Source organism: Colwellia sp. MEBiC06753, assembly GCF_053470325.1.
Window position 1 is genome coordinate 111,175 of record NZ_JBQMTM010000005.1, and the last position, 17,525, is coordinate 128,699.

Below are 17,525 nucleotides of genomic sequence, written 5' to 3' on the forward strand. Positions count from 1 at the left end.
TTTAGTAGAGTAGTAGTACTTTTTATATAAAGCTGAGGTTAAAATAAGTTCATGTTCAAAAAAGCCCGCTTTAGTTAGCGGGCTTCTTGTTCTAAACAACGAATAAATTGTTATTCAACAATCACTTCTTGCGAGTTAGCCGATTCAGTGGTCAACACTTCTACTTGCTTTTCAAACTCGTTTTTCTTGATTGCTTTTTCTTTCACTGGCGGTGTTGTAGGCATCGCATCAAATACCCAACCATCACCTGCTTGCTCTGCTTCTCTGCGGGTTGGCGAAGGTATTGTAAGCACTTTTTTACCTTTGTATTGATCGCGGGCAATGGTGTCAATTTGCCAACCTTTTTCTTCAATTAGTTTTCGGCGTGCCATACGGAAAGTACTCATAAATTTATCTGATTTTACTGATACTTCATTGGCAAGCGTTTCAGGTAAGTAATAAGGTTGTGAGTCTTCAACAATTTCAGCATCTTCTAACAAAATTGTTTTTAAACGGCGCATCGAGCCTTTATCAAACAATGATGACTTCATAAAGCTTCTAAATTGCCATGCAAAGGTGCGAGTAGTATGTTCATCAACGGGTGTATTGGCATCAAACATTACAATGTGCCATCCGTCGCGAATATCGATTTGAATACGTACTATCATCCCTGGCAGGTGCCATTCTGGGTGAACGCGGGTTTCTTGTTTGTCTTTTCTTAGTAAGCGTCGCCAACCTAAAAAGCCGCCTTTTAGTTGAGGTGGATACATGACATTGGTTGATTTTGCCCACCATTCATGCTTTTCAACTTGATCAATATAGTTATCTTCTGCCGTTGAAGGGTAACCAAAAACCGGATGAACAAACGAAGCATGGGCGATATCAATGCCATTTTCAACAACGCGAGAAGCTTCGGCATTCCATGTAAATTCAGTTTTTAGGCCACGCCAATCAGGGTTATCGAATTCAGGTAATGGCGGAATAGGGTAGCGCTGATCTTCAGGTAAATCGCCCATAAACACCCAAATCATACCGTACTTTTCTTCCACTGGGTAGGCGTCTACCTTAAAACGTTTCGGCACTTCAAAGCTATCACCTTCGGAAGGGATTTTCTTACACTTACCTTTGCCGTTATATTCCCAGCCATGGTAGGGGCAAACTACACAGTCGCGCTTTTCATTAACCCAACCACCTGCTAGTGAACCACCTCTATGTAAACAGGTATTGGCCAAACATTTGACTTTGCCTTCCAAGTCTCTAAACAGTACTAAATCTTGACTTAGTAATTTAGTTTTTACTGGTTTATCTTTAACGTTCTCGGACCATTCGGCCACATACCATAAATTCATTAACATGGAATATCTTCCTTTGTTTTATTGTTATATTATTAAGTTTAAATGATGTTACGAAAGCGATATTGATCTAGATCACCATCATATAAACTCAATATAACGAGAAATTTTTGTCGTTTACTCTGCACTAGCATTGACCTCGATACTACAATAGATGTATTGTCATATCAATATAACAAATAGATAAATTTTAAGCTAATATTTACCATTGCGTAGAATGCCTGTTAAAGGCAATATTGAGCACTGCTATCAAATTACAATAAGTTTAAGTGGCACTCAATTAAGAATTATGAGGAAGCTGAAAAATGCAAAAGTTTAAAGTATGGGAATGTCAGGTCTGTGCATGGATTTATGACGAAGTAAAAGGTTGCCCAGAGGAAGGAATTGCCCCTGGCACCCGTTGGGAAGATATTCCAAGTGACTGGCTATGCCCAGAATGCGGCGTTGGTAAAGAAGACTTTGATATGGTGGCGATCAGTGAATCAGAAGCTGAATCGGTTGACCAAGTAGTTTCCAGCGCAGCCGCTGAGGATGAAAGCTTTATTGAGTACAGTATTTGGGAATGTCAGGTTTGTGCATGGGTTTATGATGAATCTAAAGGTTGGCCAGAAGATGGCATTGCCCCTGGCACAAAATGGCAAGATGTACCTAATGATTGGCTTTGTCCTGAATGTGGTGTTGGAAAAGCTGACTTTGACATGCTTGAAGTTAAGCGCGTTAAGGTAAACGCTGAAGCGGAAAAAACAGCCGAGCAACCTCCGATTTCGCCAGAGCAAGATATCGCTATCGCAGGTGAAATTGATGAAACTCTTGCTCCTATTGTAATTATTGGTACAGGTTTAGCTGGTTATAACTTGGTTAAAGAAATTCGCAAAACAGATCACTCAACGCCAATTCATCTTTATACCAATGACGACGGTACTTTCTATTCTAAGCCATTATTATCAACAGGTTTTGCAAAGAAAAAATCAGCGCAAGACTTAGCAGGGCAAAGCGCTGAACAAATGGCTGAACAGTTTAATGTGCAAATTCACATTTATACGCCAGTAAAATCAGTTGATACAGCAGCTAAAACCATTACCTTGGCAGATGGTTGCTACCAGCCTTATAGCAAATTGGTTTTTGCAACAGGGGCAAGCTGTATTCAAGCACCATTGACCGGTGATGGTTTACACCATGTTTATTCAGTAAATGATTTACTAGATTACAATAAATTCCGCACCCTTGCTAAACATAAAAAGCATATTCTTATTATTGGCGCTGGCTTAATAGGCAGTGAATATGCCAATGATCTAGTACAAGCAGGTCATCAGGTATCGGTGGTTGACCCTATGCCTACGGTGTTATCTACCTTGATGCCAGAGCCAGCCGGCAAATCTGTTGAAGCAGCGCTAGCCAACGCCGGTGTTAAATTTCATTTCGGTACGGTTGTTGAATCAGTTAATAATCGCAGTGGTGGTGTTAGTGCCACGCTGAATAATGGCACCACCATTGAAGCTGATATTGTCTTATCCGCTATTGGTGTTAGGCCTAATATTGGTTTGGCACAGGCAAATGGCATTGCTACTGGACGCGGTATTGTTACCGACAGATACTTAGCAACGAATGCAGCTGATGTTTATGCCATTGGTGATTGTGCGCAAGTAGCCGATCATGTGTTGTTTTATATTCTTCCTATGATGGCGCAAATCAAAGCGTTAGCAAAAACGTTAGCTGGCAATCCAACCGAAGTGAGTTACGGAGTGATGCCTGTTATCGTTAAAACCACCTTATTCCCTGTAACGGTTAATCCGCCAGCTAGAAATAGCGATGGGAGCCTTGTTAGCGGACAGTGGCAGGTTGAAGTTGATGCTCCAACAGGTGTTAGAGCGGTTTATCGCCAAGGTGAACAAGTATTGGGCTTTGCGTTAACTGGCGATCAAGTCAGTGCAAAAGCAGAACTTGAAGCAAAATGTCCGCCCGTGCTCGCTTAGCTTAATAAGCGACATTATATTAATTAAAAACCATCACTTTGAGAAAAGGTGATGGTTTTTACTTTATAGTGAACAAGGCTTTTAACTATAGCGATTAACGACTAAAAATTTGTGCAAAGCCTAAAGTAATATCATCAATATCGTTAAATTGTTGCGCTATATCTTCACTTTGCATCCCTTTAAGAAACTTATTCAAAAAGCTCGTTGTAGTTGCATTAACAATGGCTAGCGCATCGTATTGCGGCGCTTGTTCGCGCTCTGGTCGGCAAATTAGATTGCCTAAATAGTGATCGGCACCTTGAACTACCAGAGCAAATTTATTATCTGGTTTTGCGGTATCGAAAGACATTTTATGTACTTGCCAGGTTGGAAAAAAGCGACCGTCGAAATCCCATGTGCCAGTCGTTAGCAACATTGGTGTATTAAGCTGGTGCCAACTGTCTTTTGTGATCACATCAAACATAGGACCTGGCGGAGAAAGGGCAACAATGGCAGATATTCTATCATCCTGAACATAATGATAGCGGTTATCTTCAGGGTTAAATACACCGGCACCACCAAATTGTTGGGCGGTAAAACCGCCAAAAGAATGTCCAGCTAAGGCAAGGTTATTGGTGTTCATTCTATCGCTAAGTTTTGGGGTAATTGATTCAAGTTGCTCAAGGTTTTTGAGCAAAAATTGCATATCGAGAATACGTTGTTCCACCAGCCCGTAATTACCATACCAAAGACTATTGAAAATACCAGAGACCATAGAGCAGCAATCTTGATGGTTTGGCGCGATAACGACATAACCATGGCTCACCCAATGGGTTATTACATTGTCGTATTTGTCTTTACTGGAAAAATTACCGTGTGAGAACAAAATAACGGGATACTGATCTGCTGGTTCTGGATAAAAAATCGTCAGTTCAAGCGGCCTGTCTAATTCATTGTTGGTTAGGTGAATATCTCTATCAATAATTACTTTTAATTTACCGGTTTGAATGTTGGAAATGCTGTCTCTAGCTTGTTGGCTAATGGTCAATGGGGACGCGGTAGGTAATTCAATCGGCTCACTGCAAGCACAAAGCAGTAATACAATCATCATGATAAATCGGTTATTTTTGGTCATTAGTGCTCCTTGCGTAAAAAGGTTGCGGTATCCAGTGCAGATTGCATCGGTATTTCGAGTGGGATGACATGGCCGATATTAGGATAGATAATGTCTTCAACGGCTTTGGCTTGGCTGAGTTTTTCTTTAAATTGTTCAACATGCTCAACAGGTAATTGGGGATTGTTTTCACCCCACATCAACAGTGTTGGAGCCGTTATACGAGCTAAAAGCGGTGAAATATCTGACTTGTCCCATTGAAGTATTCGATTAAATTCGGCCATGCGATTGCCTTTGCGGCGATACATTTCGTGAAATTCAGTCACTAAGTCTTTTGTGATCAAGGTGTTATCAACCACTGCAGCTTTTAAAAAGCCATCGAAAAGTGATTCTGGTAATAAGTACAGTAGATAGCCGCCCCAAGTCGGTAGCTCTTTTTCCATGTATTTGTTGGTGACTTTAGGCATACCTGGTGTGTTAATCAGCACCAGTTTATCGGTTTTGTCTGGGTATGTTGCCGCGAAAGTATAGGCGATACCACCGCCCGTTGAGCTGCCTGCGATATGTGCTTTGTCGATGTTTAAGTGTGCCAGTAAGCTATTTAACAAAAACGCGCCACGTGCCCTTGAATAATCATTGCTAGGATCTGGGCCAGTTAAGCCATGGCTGGTTAAGTCGTAGCGTATTAAAGTAAATTCATCTTTTAATTGCTCGACCCAAGTTTGCCATTGCCGCATGGTGTAAAAATGGGAGTGGACTAGTACCAGCGCAGGGCCCTGACCTTCAACTTTATAATGTAAATTTACCCCATCTATTTGAACGGTTTGCAGGCTCTCGCCACCATATTTTTTCGCTAATATTTCAACGTCAATATCGCGATAGACAATTAACACCCATGAGCAATAGCTCACGATAATTGCCATAATGGCTAGTGCGATGACTTTTAGCGGTCGCAATATAAAGCCTGTGTTCAAATTATTTTCCCAACTTTCAACGTGAGCTAGGCGTTAAGTTAAAAACGCCTTATCAGCTTTCATTTTAGCAATTTCTTGTTGACTGTAGCCAAGCTCGCTTAGTATTTCTTCGGTGTGCTCGCTAAAGTCAGGCAACTGGAAATTGGGTTGTGCTGGTTCTTGCTGGTACTTGATTGGTACGCCAAGGTGATTAAAACCTTGGTTATCAGTTAACAGCATATCGCGTTGTTTTAAATGCGGTTCGCGGATCGCTTCATTTAGTTCCCTAACCGGTGCCCAACAAACATCAACGTCGGCTAAAAAAGTTGTCCAATGAGCTAATGTTTTACTGGCAAAGGTATCGGTAAAAAATGCCTTAACCGGGTTTTGATTATTTCCTGGCGGCTGTTGGCATAGTTTAATAAGTTCATTACGCTGATTTTCGTCGTCACATAAGGCAGTAATTAAATTGATGGCAAATTTAATTTCACTGCCACCTAAAGTAAGCGATTTTCCATCTAAGGTTTGGTAGATACCGTACATGGCGGCGCCGCCCCAAGAGCGCTCTTCTTTTACTACAGGTGAGCGATTTTCTGCCAGTGGCGGCCCCATAACATTGGGCAGCCAAGCGACAAGGGAGTCTTGCATCGAAATATCTAAATAATCGCCAAGGCCGGTTTGTTGGCGACGAATTATCGCCATTAAAATACCCGAGAATGCCATCAATGAACCGGCCATATCAGCGACGGGCATGGCAGGCATCGCTGGTTTGCCATCTTGGCCTTCATTAATTGAAACGGTACCCGAATCTGCTTGAATACTTAAATCATGTGCTGGTGCTAAACGTTTATCACCGGTTTGACCATAAGCTGAGATAGAGCAGTAAATAATAGCAGGATTGGCTGCTTTTACCGCGTCATAGCCAATACCTAATCGGTCAACAACGCCAGGACGAAAGGCTTCAATGATTACATCGACGGTTTTAATTAATTTGAAAAACGCGGCTTTGCCATCCTCAGATTTTAAATTAAGATTTATGCTTTTTTTACCGCGAAACACATTGCGAAACCAGACGCTATGGGCTGAACCTTCTTGTGATAAGCCAACTTGTCGAACAGGCTCACCACCGGGGGGCTCAAGCGCAATAACTTCTGCGCCATGATCGGCCATCATCATGGAAAAATGCGGTCCAGGTAAAAACATTGATAAATCCAGTACACGAATTCCTGCTAGTTTCATTGCTTTCCTCGCTATATTGCACCATGTTGTTTAAATTGCTGAATTTGGTCAGTATTGTAACCTAAGTCGGTTAACAGTGACTCAGTATCAGCGCCAATACTGCTAGCAACATTGGCTTGACCGCGTTCGCCGTTTACTTTTATTGGGCTTGCTAAGATTTCCATCGCTTGATTTTGTGGGTGTTGAAGTGTTTGCACCATACCGATATCACGAATATAAGGGTTGTTTAATGCCTGTGGCAGATCATAAACCGGCGCCGATGGAATTTTTCCTTGAAAGAGTGCTTGCCAATCTGCCGTTGTTTTTTTGCTAATCACCCGATCAATTTCAACCGTTAATTCATCACGCAACTCACGGCGTTTAGCGACGTTGTCAAAGCGTGATTGACGCAAAATATCGTCATCGAGAATATCTAAAAACACTTGCCAGAACTTTTCGGTCATCACCATCAGGAAAATCCAGCCGTCTTGGCTTTTATAAAGCTGGCAAGGTACGGTTGAAGGGTGCGCACTACGGGCAACTCGTTTGGTTTCATGCTGCTCATTTAGATACCAAGTAGCAGGGTAAGTAAGCTGATGCAAGGCAACATCAAATAATGACACATCGACGTCGCAGCCTTTGCCTGTGCGATAGGCATTAAATAGTGCCGCGGTTAGCCCTAACGCAGTCACTGCGCCAGTCATAAAATCAACCATAGATAAACCAAAGCGGGCAGGCGCTTGCTCTGGCTCACCGGTTAATGACATAAACCCCGCTTCTGCTTGCATTAAATAATCATATCCAGGCCACGTAGTGCGGTCATTGTCTCGGCCATAAGCGGATAAATGCGCACATACTATTTTAGGGTTAATCGCTTTTAATTGCGGGTAGGTGATGTTTAATTTTTCAGGCTGATCGCCGCGTAAGTTATTACAGACGGCATCCGCTGTTTTAATAAGCTCATTGAAAATATCTCTACCGCTGGCAGTTTTAATATCTAAACTTAAACTTTTTTTATTTAAATTAAAGGTTTGAAAAAAGTAGCTGTCATCTTTACCGAGAAAGAATGGGCCGGTTTGACGAGCAATATCACCGCCAAGTGCCGGGCTTTCAATTTTAATTACCTCAGCGCCCAAATTGGCTAAATACATTGAACCATAAGGGCCTGCGCCATATTGTTCAATGGCAATTATTCGTACCCCTTTTAGCGGTAAATCTGACATGCTACTACCTCTTTAATTAAGATGTGAAAAAAGGCGAGGTTATCGCCTTTATTTACGTTTTTAACCAGCAAGTTTAATATTGATAACCTAGTTAAATTTTATATTTCTCAACTAGTTGCTTAGAAATGATAATGCGTTGCATTTCATTGGTGCCTTCGCCGATACACATTAACATGGCATCGCGATAGAAACGCTCAATGTCGTATTCAACACTATAGCTATAACCACCAAAAATACGCATTGCTTCGTTGGCACAAAATACGCCGGTTTCTGACGCAAAATATTTCGCCATGCCGGCTTCCATATCACAGCGCTCGCCAGCGTCATATTTTTCGGCCGCTTGTTCAATTAACAGGCGAGAGGCTTCGACTTTTGCTGCCATTTCACCGAGCTTTAATTGAATTGCTTGATGGTTACAGATTGCTTTACCAAAGGTTTGTCGCTCCTGTGCGTAGCGCACGGCAAGCTCCATAGCACCAAGGGCAATACCGGCACCACGGGCGGCTACGTTGATTCGGCCAAGCTCTAAACCGCCGACAGCTTGTATAAAGCCTTTACCTTCTTCACCGCCAATTAAGTTAGCGGCGGGTACGCGAAAATTAGTAAAAACAACTTCACAGGTATCGATGGCGCGATACCCCAGCTTTTTCATTTTGATAATTTCTATACCCGGTAGCGGCTGACCATCAGCATCTTTGGTTTCAACAATGAACATGCTGGTGCCTTTGTGGCGCGGTTCAATATTGGTGTCGGTTTTTACCAGTACTGCGAGAGAGTTGCCGTTAAGCGAGTTGGTGATCCACGTTTTGGCGCCATTGATAATATAATCATCGCCATCACGCACGGCGGTCGTGGTGATTGCTTGTAAATCTGAACCGGCATTTGGCTCCGTTAAGGCAATACCGCCACGCAGTTCGCCAGTTGCCATTCGTGGCAAAAATTGTTGTTTTTGGGCTTCTGTGCCACAACGCTCAATTGCTGATGCTTGAATTAAGTGTGAATTAAAAATACCACCCGGAGCCATCCACGCTGAGGCAACTTTGATCACGATTTTAGCGTAAATTGATGCGGGTAAGCCCATGCCGCCATAGTCTTGACCTATGGTAGCGCCAAATAAGCCGAGATCTTTCATTTGCTCGACTAAATCGTGCGGATATTTATCCGCTTGATCGTATTCTTTGGCGATTGGCTTAACTTCGTTTTCGACCCATTTATTGATCATATCTAAGATGGCAATTTCATCTTCTTTTGAATACATTGCTGCTGAATTAACGTCTGACATGATAATTTCCTACTAATCTTCTAAATCTTCTACCGCGTGACCAATTTTAGGGATCAGCATTTTGCGAACAAACTGACAGACTAAATCGCCATCTTGGTTAAAGCCACGTGTTGCGATAGTAACGATGCCTTGGGTTGGGCGTGATTTTGACTCACGCTTATCTAATACTTCAGACTCGGCATATAAGGTGTCGCCAACAAATAAAGGTTTGGTCATGCGAATATCATCCCAGCCCAAGTTAGCAATCGCTTTTTGGCTGCAATCGGTCACACTCATGCCAACCATTAATGCAACGGTTAATGGTGAGCAGACAATGCATTTACCAAATTCACTTTTTTTAGCAAATTCATCATCAAAATGCATTGGATGCGTATTCATGGTCATGAGCGTAAATAAGTGGTTATCGTATTCAGTGATGGTTTTGCCAGGACGATGCTCATAAATTTCACCAACACCAAATTCTTCGAAATAACGACCAAAGGTTTCTCTATAACGGTTTTCACCAACGTTTTTTACACTTTTTACCATAATTACATCTCACTTAACGTTATGACTGATTTGCTTGTGCTAAAGCGATAATGCGTTGACAAGCAAGAATAATAGGGCGGTCGACCATACGACCATTGACGACAACAACACCAGCGTCAGGGCTGTCAACAGCTGCTAACACTTGTTGGGCATATTGAATTTGCGCTTGTTCAGGCATAAAGGCCTGATGAATATCGGCAATTTGGCAAGGGTGGATTGCCGCTTTACCACTAAAGCCTAATGCTTTTATTTTTTCGGTTTCTGCAATTAAGCCTTGTTGATTGTTAATGTCGATATAAGGTACATCGAGCAAAGCAACTTTTGCTTTCGCGGCGGCAATCACTAATTGACTGCGACAAAACAGCAAGGGCTCGTAGCTAAATTCGCAGCCTAATTCCGCTGACATATCCGCGCCGCCAAACATCAGCGCAGCAACGTTTGGCTGTGAAGCGATTTCGTAGGCGTTTTCCAAACCTGTAATGGATTCTATTAACGCAATAATGTTTGTTTTTGGACAGGCTTGATGAATCTGTGCAATGTGCGCTGGTTGTTCAGCTTTCGCTAGCATTAAATACTTTGGTGGCGTTTTCGATAACGCGGCTAAATCTTGCTGACCAAGTGGCTTATCTAAAGGATTTAATCTGACACAAATGCTGGCATTGTGTTGTTCGATATAGTCAATAGCGGCCGTGCGAGCAATGTCTTTATCTGCAGGCAGTACCGCATCTTCTAAATCAATACAGATCAAATCGCTGCCAGCAGCGTCAGCTTTAGCAAAGCGTTCAGGTTTTGAACCGGGTACAAATAACAGGGATCTTAATAAATTTGCCATTGGTTTATCCTAAGCTTTTACGTTGGCGGCAAAATGCTCAGCGATTTCTTGGCGGCTGGCATACCATACATCGGGTTTGCTATTCACATAGTTAAAGAATTCTTCTAGCGCCCAAATACGACCAGCACGGCCAATAATTCTTAGATGTAAGCCCAGCGACATCATACGAGGCTGAGTACCACCTTCTTGATATAAGGTATCAAAGGTGCGTTTTGCATAATCTAGCCACATCTGGGGAGTATAAGAGGGCGCTACCCACATTTTCATATCGTTGGTATCAACAGCATAAGGGACGATAACCATTGGCTGTTCAGAGCCTTCAACTTGCCCCCAAAATGGCGCGTCAGCACTGTAATCATCCATATGATAGAAAAAGCCTTCTTCTTGTAACAAGCGACGGGTGTTGTCGGTGAGCAAATAACGAGAAAGCCAACCGGTAGGGCGCTGCCCTGTGGTTTGTTCAATGCTGTCAGCGGCTTTGCGAATAAACGCACGCTCATCATCTTCGTTCATTTTAAATTGATGAACCCAGCGATAGCCATGAGAGCAGGCTTCGTCTAGGCGGCGTTTTATCGCATCGGCAATAAACGGTGCTTTTTCTAATGCTTGCGCGCATACCGTCCAAGTTGCTTTTGAGCAATATTGGTCAAGTAACTTAATCACACGGTCGGCACCTTCATTGATACCGTATTGGTAATTTGACTCGTTACCATAATTGCGAATGGGTTTGGCAACATGAACTTGAAGTTCATCAACAGGCTCTGGGCCTCTGTCACCGGCCAAAATATTATACTCAGCACCTTCTTCAACATTGATGACAATGGATAATGCGATGCGGGCGTTATTTGGCCATTTGTAATTTGTTGGAACATTTTTCGACATAATAAAAGTTAATCGCAGACAAGTAATTAATTAGTGGTATTCTTCACCGCCGGAAACATTCATTGCTTCGCCAGTGATATAGGCGGCTTGCTCAGAGCATAAAAATGCGCAGGCTTTAGCAACATCTTCTTGTAACCCTGGACGACCAAGAGGAATACGGGCACGCATATCTTGCATGTACTTATCATGACCTTTGCCAGTTACTTCGGAAAAATGGCTATTTTGCCAAGCGCCTAAGCCAGTAGTGACATGATTTGGGCAAATTTGATTAACATTGATGCCGTGTTCGCCTAATTCTTGTGCGGCAACGCGAGTTAAGCCAGTCATACCATGCTTAGACGTCGTGTAGGCACTAGCGTGAGCAAAAGCAGATTTTGATGCTTGTGAGCCGATGTTTATAATACGACCACCTTTGCCTTGTTTTACCATTTGCTCAGCCGCGAATTTTGTACCTAAGAATGTGCCACGTAGATTAACATTTAACACGGTATCCCACTCGCTAACGTCCATCTCCAAAATGGGCTTCATTAAGTAACCAATACCGGCATTATTAATCCAGATATCAAGGCTGCCATAATGTTTAACAGCAAATTCTGCGGCCGCTTGGACTTCGTCAGGGTTTAGGACATTACAGCAAAAGGCTACAGCATTTCCGCCAGCGCTGTTAATTTCATCAACAATTTGTTGCATTTCATCAACTTGGCCAACAGCGTCAGCAGGCAAATGTTCACCGCTGGCTTTACCTACATCGGTGATCACTACTTTGACGCCTTCACTTGCCAATCGTTTTGCCATGGCTTCACCTAGCCCTTGACGACGACCTGCACCTGTAATAACGGCAACTTTATCTGCTAATTCGGGGTAATTTGCCATGATCACACCTATAGATTTTCAGTTAGGATAAATAATGGGGTGTCGGCAAACACTTGGAACTCGCTTGCCACTTTTTGCATGGTTTCGGTGCTAACATCAGTACCAAATTGCTCCATATCATTGATTTTTAATATTTCAATATATTGATATGGCGGCTTATCATCGCTCATTAGCAAGCCTTGGCTTTTTAATATTTCAAATTGATCAACTGAGGGTAAGTTACCAGCGGTTGGTAAATCCGTGGTTTTTGCCCAGTGTTCATAATCAGAAATAGAGACATTTTCTTTAAGATCAAATAGTACGATTATTGTTGTCATGGTGATGCCTTACTTGATTGTTGTTGATCGTTTTTCTTAGGTTAGCTCCTAGTAATGATTACTTTATCATAATGTTATAATATTAGTACAAAGATTTTGTTTTTGAATTGTATCTATATGTTTTTAAATAAAAAAAAGAGAGCTTGTTGCTCTCTTTTTCTAACTAAAATGATGTTCTAGTGGAATTATAGATATTTGCTAATGGTTTTATCGGTTAGCTTTTTGTTTAAATATGCTAACGTTTTATCCGCATTTTGTTGTTTAGCATATTCAACTATGCTCATATCTGCGCATTGGGTAAATTTGTATAAGCTTTCTGCGCTGATTCGCTTGCTCTTAATGGTTCGATTAATTTTAAGCGGTTGGTCGGCTTTAATATAATTACAAATTCTGTCATCAATCTGTGCACTTGCAAGTGCATTATTGCTAAGAGTTAATGTAAATAAAGTTAAAATTGATAGAGTGAATGTTTTCATCTTGATCGCCTCATAATTGGTTTGAAAAGTAATACGGGGCGTAAAATGGATTGGATCACTTTATTTGGTAAGAACCAAATAAAAAAAGAGCCGATGGCTCTTTTTTTATTTTAAATACTTAGGGTAAAGTTTACGTTCAATATAATCGACTGTATTTTCTGAATTTTTCTCTTTTGCAAACTCAAGAATGTTTTGTTGTTCACAACTCATATAAGGGTAAACACTGTTGATGGTTTTACCTTGAGATTTTAAAGTGCGATTTATTTTTAAATGATCATCATTTTCTACCCATTGACATATATCGTTATATAAATCGCTGTTGGTCTTTGCTTGCGCAATGGTTAATGGCGTGATTAATAAAACTGCAGCTATAAAAGCATTTATCTTCATTTTTAACAAAACCTATAAATATTGAGTTGGTTACAAAAAACATTGCAATTTTACCTAATATTTAAAGTTATTACTCTAAAGTGGAGTAAATGATTTATTAAAAAACTATTGATGACTGTCAATTAAACCTTACGACTTTGTCTTGTTAAGCCCGTAATTAGCCAATACGCTCTGCGTATCTGAACCGATAGATGGCGGAGCTACTTTATACTCAAGCGAAGTTTTTGAAAATTTCACTGGGTTAGCGACTTGAGCAACTTTGCCAAGTGTTGGGTGTTCAAGTTCAAATTGCATTTGTCGATGTGTTAACTGTTCATCGTTAAAGACGCGATCCATAGTATTTATTGGGCCACAAGGCACATGTTGCTCAGCTAAATGTTCAAGCCAATAATCAATTCCTTGTTTAGCAAAATAACTGATCAGTAGTTCAATTAATTGTTCGCGGTGCTTTACTCGACTGGCATTGGTGGCATATTCGCTTTGGCTGGCGAGCTCTGGACAACCTAACACCTGACAACATTTCTGAAACTGGCTATCGTTACCCACCGCTAACATAATAAACCCATCTTTTACTGGTATTGCTTGGTAGGGCACTATATTAGGGTGGGCAGTACCTAAGCGAGTTGGCACTTGACCACTGACCAAATAATTACTGGCCTGATTGGCCAGCCAAGCCACTTGAGTATCAAATAGCGCTAAATCAATATGCTGACCTTCTCCCGATTGGCTACGGTGAAAAAGCGCTGCTAAAATGCCAGAAACTGCGTACATGCCAGTCATTAAATCGCATACGGCCACCCCGACTTTTTGCGGTGTGCCACCGGGCTCTCCGGTAATGCTCATTAAACCGCCACTGGCTTGGATCATTGCATCGTAACCTGCTTGTTTTGCTTTGGGGCCGGTTTGTCCAAAACCTGTAATTGAGCAATAAATGATATCGGGTTTAATCGCTGACAAACTGGCGTAATCCAGCTGATATTTTGCTAAACCACCGACTTTAAAATTTTCTAAAACAATATCAGCATGTTTAACTAATTCATGGATCTGCGCTTGACCTTCAAGGCTTGTAATATCAATGGCGAGTGATTTTTTGCCACGATTTGCACACAGAAAATAAGCCGATATATCTGACTTATTACCATTTTGGTCACTGAGAAATGGAGGCCCCCAATGGCGGGTGTCATCTCCCACTTCTGGCCGTTCAATTTTCCATACTTCAGCGCCGTAATCGGCCAGCACTTGTGATGCCCAAGGGCCAGCAAGAATACGGCTTAAATCTAATACTTTAATGCCTGATAAAGGACCTGCCATAAGGACTCCATTATACTACCTGTTTTACTGTCTTGGGCAGTTGAAATTGATATTGACTTGCCTGTTGCCAGTCACAAGCAAGCTGTAATAGTGCGATATCATCACCTGCTTTAGCCATAATTTGCATGCCCGCGGGCAATGGGGCGTCTTCAATTTTTTCGACCATAGGTATGCTGATAGCAGCCAAACCAGCCTGGTTAGCAAAACTGGTTAAATCGGCTTGGTTGGCTGGCACCTTGTCTGTTAATGAAAAAGCACGTTGTGCTGTTGTCGGTAACAACAGCATATCAGCATTGGTACTTGCAAAAATTTGCCTTGCTTTTAATTTGGCTTGATCAAGTAAGCGCTCAGCTTTCATAATATCGCTGGCACTTTTGGTTTCAATAAAATTAAACATTGCAGTTAAGTAGTCTGAAAATTGCTCGCGATGATTAAGCCATGCGTGTTGATGTTCAACTAACATATCGGCTTCACATAACAGTAATCCAGCGCGGCGACAGGCGGCAAAGTCGTAGTCGACAAAAGCGTCGGTATATTCTATTTGATGGCCTAACTCGGTAAATGCAGCAATATTTTGTTCAAAGCTCTTGATGATTGACGCCTCAACGCCAAGCTCGGCCAAGTTGCTTGGCACTAATAGACGATAACTTGGCTTAGGTACACTATATTGATATTGATGGCTACTTGCATCTAGGCGGTTAAATGCAGCGATCAATGGAAATAATAACTTTAAATCACGGGCAGAGCGGGCAAGCGGACCAATATGATCCATCAATCGGCTGCAAGTAATACTGCCTTGATTACTGATGGCGCCGGGACTTGCTTTGAAACCAAAAATGCCGTTATATGCCGCAGGGATACGCACTGAACCCATGGTATCAGTACCTAACGCCACTGGGGTAAGGCAAGCGGCTACAGCCGCGCCAGAGCCACCGCTAGAGCCACCAGGGGTAAATCCTAGCTGATGCGGGTTATGGCAATCACCAAAATGCGGATTATGATTGGTGGCACCAAGTGCGCCTTCGTGCATATTGAGTTTGCCATTAATGGTAGCGCCAGATGCTTTAAGTTGCTTAACTATAAAAGCATCCGATGTGGCAGAATTTTGTTTTAAATGACCTAGTCCGGCAGTGGTATTGAAGCCAACAACGTCGATATTGTCTTTTACGGCAATAGGCAACCCTGCCAGCGGTGAAGTCACTAAGTTAGGCTCAGCATACTGGTCGTAAGATTGAATAAAACAGTTGAGTTTAGGTTGCATTAGCGCAATTAATTGTTGCTGCTGCTGACAAAGCTCTATATAGCTTATCTCGTGATTTTTCACGAGCGCTATTTGAGCGGTCAAATCTAACTGTAATAGGTCAATATCTATATTCATTGAGTGCAAAGCCGTGTTTACTCAACAGTCGTTACTGGTGAGCATATAAAGTTAAAATCTCTCGTCAATTAAGCGAATCGGTTTTTGGCGAATATCGACTTGGGTGAGCTTAGTTAGCTCGCCTTCACCAACGAATTCAACCTGTACTTCAATGCCTATCTTACGCTTGAGTAGTGTTTTATATTTATCCACCAAACCATTGCGCTGTGCAGCAGGTGTTGACACTTCTACCATTACAACCATATCGTCGCGTCCGCTATCATCACGTACCGCTTTACAGATAAATTCACCTAAGAACTCTTCACATTCGTCCAGCATTGGGCCGATACCTTGCGGATAAATATTTATACCGCGTAATTTGACCATGTTATCAGAACGGCCCATAAAGCCACGTATGCGTTTAAACGGTAGGCCAAGCTTATTCTCACCTAAGACTTCTTCAGTTAAATCATAGGTATTAAAGCGAATAATCGGATAAACATCATCTTTATAAAGGCAAGTAACCACCATATTGCCTTTCTCCCCCGTTGATACGGGGCTGTTGGTGTCAGGGTCAAGGATTTCTAAATAATGAGCATCTTCCCAAACGTGCATACCGTCATGATCTGGCCCTTCAGCTGCAATCGCGCCGGTATCGCCAACACCGTACCAGTCAAACAATTCGGGTTTGTGTTGGTCATTGCCCCATGCCTCTGCTATCGCTTCTCGCGACTCCATGCCAAGATGACCAATGATCATATCGATTTGAATATCTTCGCCAGGCTTTAAGCCTTCATCTTTGGCAACATCAGCTAAGCGTTTTATATAGTCTACAAAACCTACAAGTACGTTAACGCCAAAGGTTTTCATTAAATTCACTTGGGCAACTGAGCGGGTTTCAACACCTGTTCCAGCTGATAAAAACGTGGCGTTAGTATAGTGGGTGACTGCTTCTCTAATGTAATGGCCGCCGTTGATCATGCCATGTCCATAGCAAGACTGAATCGTTGATGCCGGTTTTAACCCCATCATTCGGTATCCGCGGGCAACTAATAAGCCTTGAATTTCTCTACCTTTAGGGCCAAAAATTAACGGCTGTGGTGTGCCAGTCGTGCCAGAGGTGGTATGAAATACAATCGGAGGTCGCTGCGCTTTTGGAATATTGTCTAAACCGTGGAAATCGCCAAGCGGTGGGTATTTTTCCACACTCTCCATAATGTCCGCTTTTGAAATTAGCGGTAGTTTTTCAATATCCTCCAGCGATTGAATATCTGTTGGTTTAACCCCTGCGTTGCTCCAAATTCTTTGGTAAAACGGGATTTGCCACGCTCTGTCCATCAATTTCATAAAGCGCTGATTTTGTAATGCACTAAGCTCTGCTTTGGTCATGTTTTGATAACGGGCAAATAGCGCGTCGCCAAGTGGATAGTCGTTCAGTACATCTTTGGTATCAAAGCATTCAAAGTAAGTAGGGTAACTGCTCATG

At 42.2% G+C, this 17,525-nt stretch carries 17 protein-coding genes; 1 reads left to right on the forward strand and 16 read right to left on the reverse strand.

The window, feature by feature from the left end; genetic code table 11:
- Positions 1–110 precede the first annotated feature (110 nt).
- On the reverse strand, positions 111–1,334 hold the full coding sequence (locus ACOB82_RS06020) for an aromatic ring-hydroxylating dioxygenase subunit alpha (RefSeq protein WP_448212039.1): 1,224 nt from the start codon (positions 1,332–1,334) through the stop codon (positions 111–113).
- A gap of 302 nt (positions 1,335–1,636) precedes the next feature.
- Here ACOB82_RS06020 and ACOB82_RS06025 point away from each other — a divergent pair, with 302 nt between their 5' ends.
- On the forward strand, positions 1,637–3,304 hold the full coding sequence (locus ACOB82_RS06025) for an FAD-dependent oxidoreductase (RefSeq protein ID WP_448212040.1): 1,668 nt from the start codon (positions 1,637–1,639) through the stop codon (positions 3,302–3,304).
- A gap of 94 nt (positions 3,305–3,398) precedes the next feature.
- On the opposite strand, the gene ACOB82_RS06030 is transcribed toward ACOB82_RS06025, so the two are convergent.
- The 15 genes from ACOB82_RS06030 to ACOB82_RS06100 all read right to left on the reverse strand — a co-directional run bounded on the left by ACOB82_RS06030 (position 3,399) and on the right by ACOB82_RS06100 (position 17,524).
- Positions 3,399–4,418: an alpha/beta hydrolase family protein gene (locus tag ACOB82_RS06030; protein WP_448212041.1), complete on the reverse strand. Its 1,020-nt coding sequence runs from the start codon at positions 4,416–4,418 to the stop codon at positions 3,399–3,401.
- Complete coding sequence (locus tag ACOB82_RS06035) at positions 4,418–5,371, reverse strand: alpha/beta fold hydrolase (protein WP_448212042.1); 954 nt, start codon at positions 5,369–5,371, stop codon at positions 4,418–4,420. The genes ACOB82_RS06030 and ACOB82_RS06035 overlap by 1 nt, the downstream gene beginning before the upstream one ends.
- Before the next feature lie 33 nt (positions 5,372–5,404).
- The gene (locus tag ACOB82_RS06040) at positions 5,405–6,589 is read right to left on the reverse strand and encodes a CaiB/BaiF CoA transferase family protein (protein ID WP_448212043.1); all 1,185 of its coding nucleotides are present in this window, start codon (positions 6,587–6,589) and stop codon (positions 5,405–5,407) included.
- Positions 6,590–6,600: 11 nt separating this feature from the next.
- Positions 6,601–7,791: a CaiB/BaiF CoA transferase family protein gene (locus tag ACOB82_RS06045; protein WP_448212044.1), complete on the reverse strand. Its 1,191-nt coding sequence runs from the start codon at positions 7,789–7,791 to the stop codon at positions 6,601–6,603.
- Between the two features lie 91 nt (positions 7,792–7,882).
- Positions 7,883–9,073 carry an acyl-CoA dehydrogenase family protein gene (locus tag ACOB82_RS06050; protein ID WP_448212045.1) on the reverse strand — a complete coding sequence of 397 codons (1,191 nt, stop codon included), beginning with the start codon at positions 9,071–9,073 and terminating at the stop codon, positions 7,883–7,885.
- A gap of 12 nt (positions 9,074–9,085) precedes the next feature.
- Positions 9,086–9,601: a MaoC family dehydratase gene (locus ACOB82_RS06055; protein WP_448212046.1), complete on the reverse strand. Its 516-nt coding sequence runs from the start codon at positions 9,599–9,601 to the stop codon at positions 9,086–9,088.
- A gap of 19 nt (positions 9,602–9,620) precedes the next feature.
- Positions 9,621–10,433 (reverse strand): HpcH/HpaI aldolase/citrate lyase family protein, encoded by an 813-nt coding sequence (locus ACOB82_RS06060; RefSeq protein WP_448212047.1) that lies wholly within the window; start codon positions 10,431–10,433, stop codon positions 9,621–9,623.
- 9 nt (positions 10,434–10,442) lie between these two features.
- Positions 10,443–11,315, reverse strand: coding sequence for a polysaccharide deacetylase family protein (locus ACOB82_RS06065; protein WP_448212048.1), 873 nt, complete (start codon positions 11,313–11,315; stop codon positions 10,443–10,445).
- Positions 11,316–11,345: 30 nt separating this feature from the next.
- A complete protein-coding gene (locus ACOB82_RS06070; protein ID WP_448212049.1) occupies positions 11,346–12,188 on the reverse strand; it encodes an SDR family NAD(P)-dependent oxidoreductase in 843 nt (280 codons plus the stop codon).
- Positions 12,189–12,196: 8 nt separating this feature from the next.
- A complete protein-coding gene (locus tag ACOB82_RS06075; protein ID WP_448212050.1) occupies positions 12,197–12,505 on the reverse strand; it encodes an REDY-like protein HapK in 309 nt (102 codons plus the stop codon).
- 185 nt (positions 12,506–12,690) lie between these two features.
- On the reverse strand, positions 12,691–12,981 hold the full coding sequence (locus tag ACOB82_RS06080; RefSeq protein ID WP_448212051.1) for a DUF3718 domain-containing protein: 291 nt from the start codon (positions 12,979–12,981) through the stop codon (positions 12,691–12,693).
- Between the two features lie 105 nt (positions 12,982–13,086).
- Entirely contained in the window at positions 13,087–13,371 is a 285-nt protein-coding gene (locus tag ACOB82_RS06085; RefSeq protein ID WP_448212052.1) for a DUF3718 domain-containing protein, read from the reverse strand.
- 129 nt (positions 13,372–13,500) lie between these two features.
- Positions 13,501–14,682 (reverse strand): CaiB/BaiF CoA transferase family protein, encoded by a 1,182-nt coding sequence (locus ACOB82_RS06090; RefSeq protein ID WP_448212053.1) that lies wholly within the window; start codon positions 14,680–14,682, stop codon positions 13,501–13,503.
- Between the two features lie 10 nt (positions 14,683–14,692).
- Entirely contained in the window at positions 14,693–16,060 is a 1,368-nt protein-coding gene (locus ACOB82_RS06095; protein ID WP_448212054.1) for an amidase, read from the reverse strand.
- 51 nt (positions 16,061–16,111) lie between these two features.
- Positions 16,112–17,524: a phenylacetate--CoA ligase family protein gene (locus ACOB82_RS06100; RefSeq protein ID WP_448212055.1), complete on the reverse strand. Its 1,413-nt coding sequence runs from the start codon at positions 17,522–17,524 to the stop codon at positions 16,112–16,114.
- Position 17,525 lies beyond the last annotated feature (1 nt).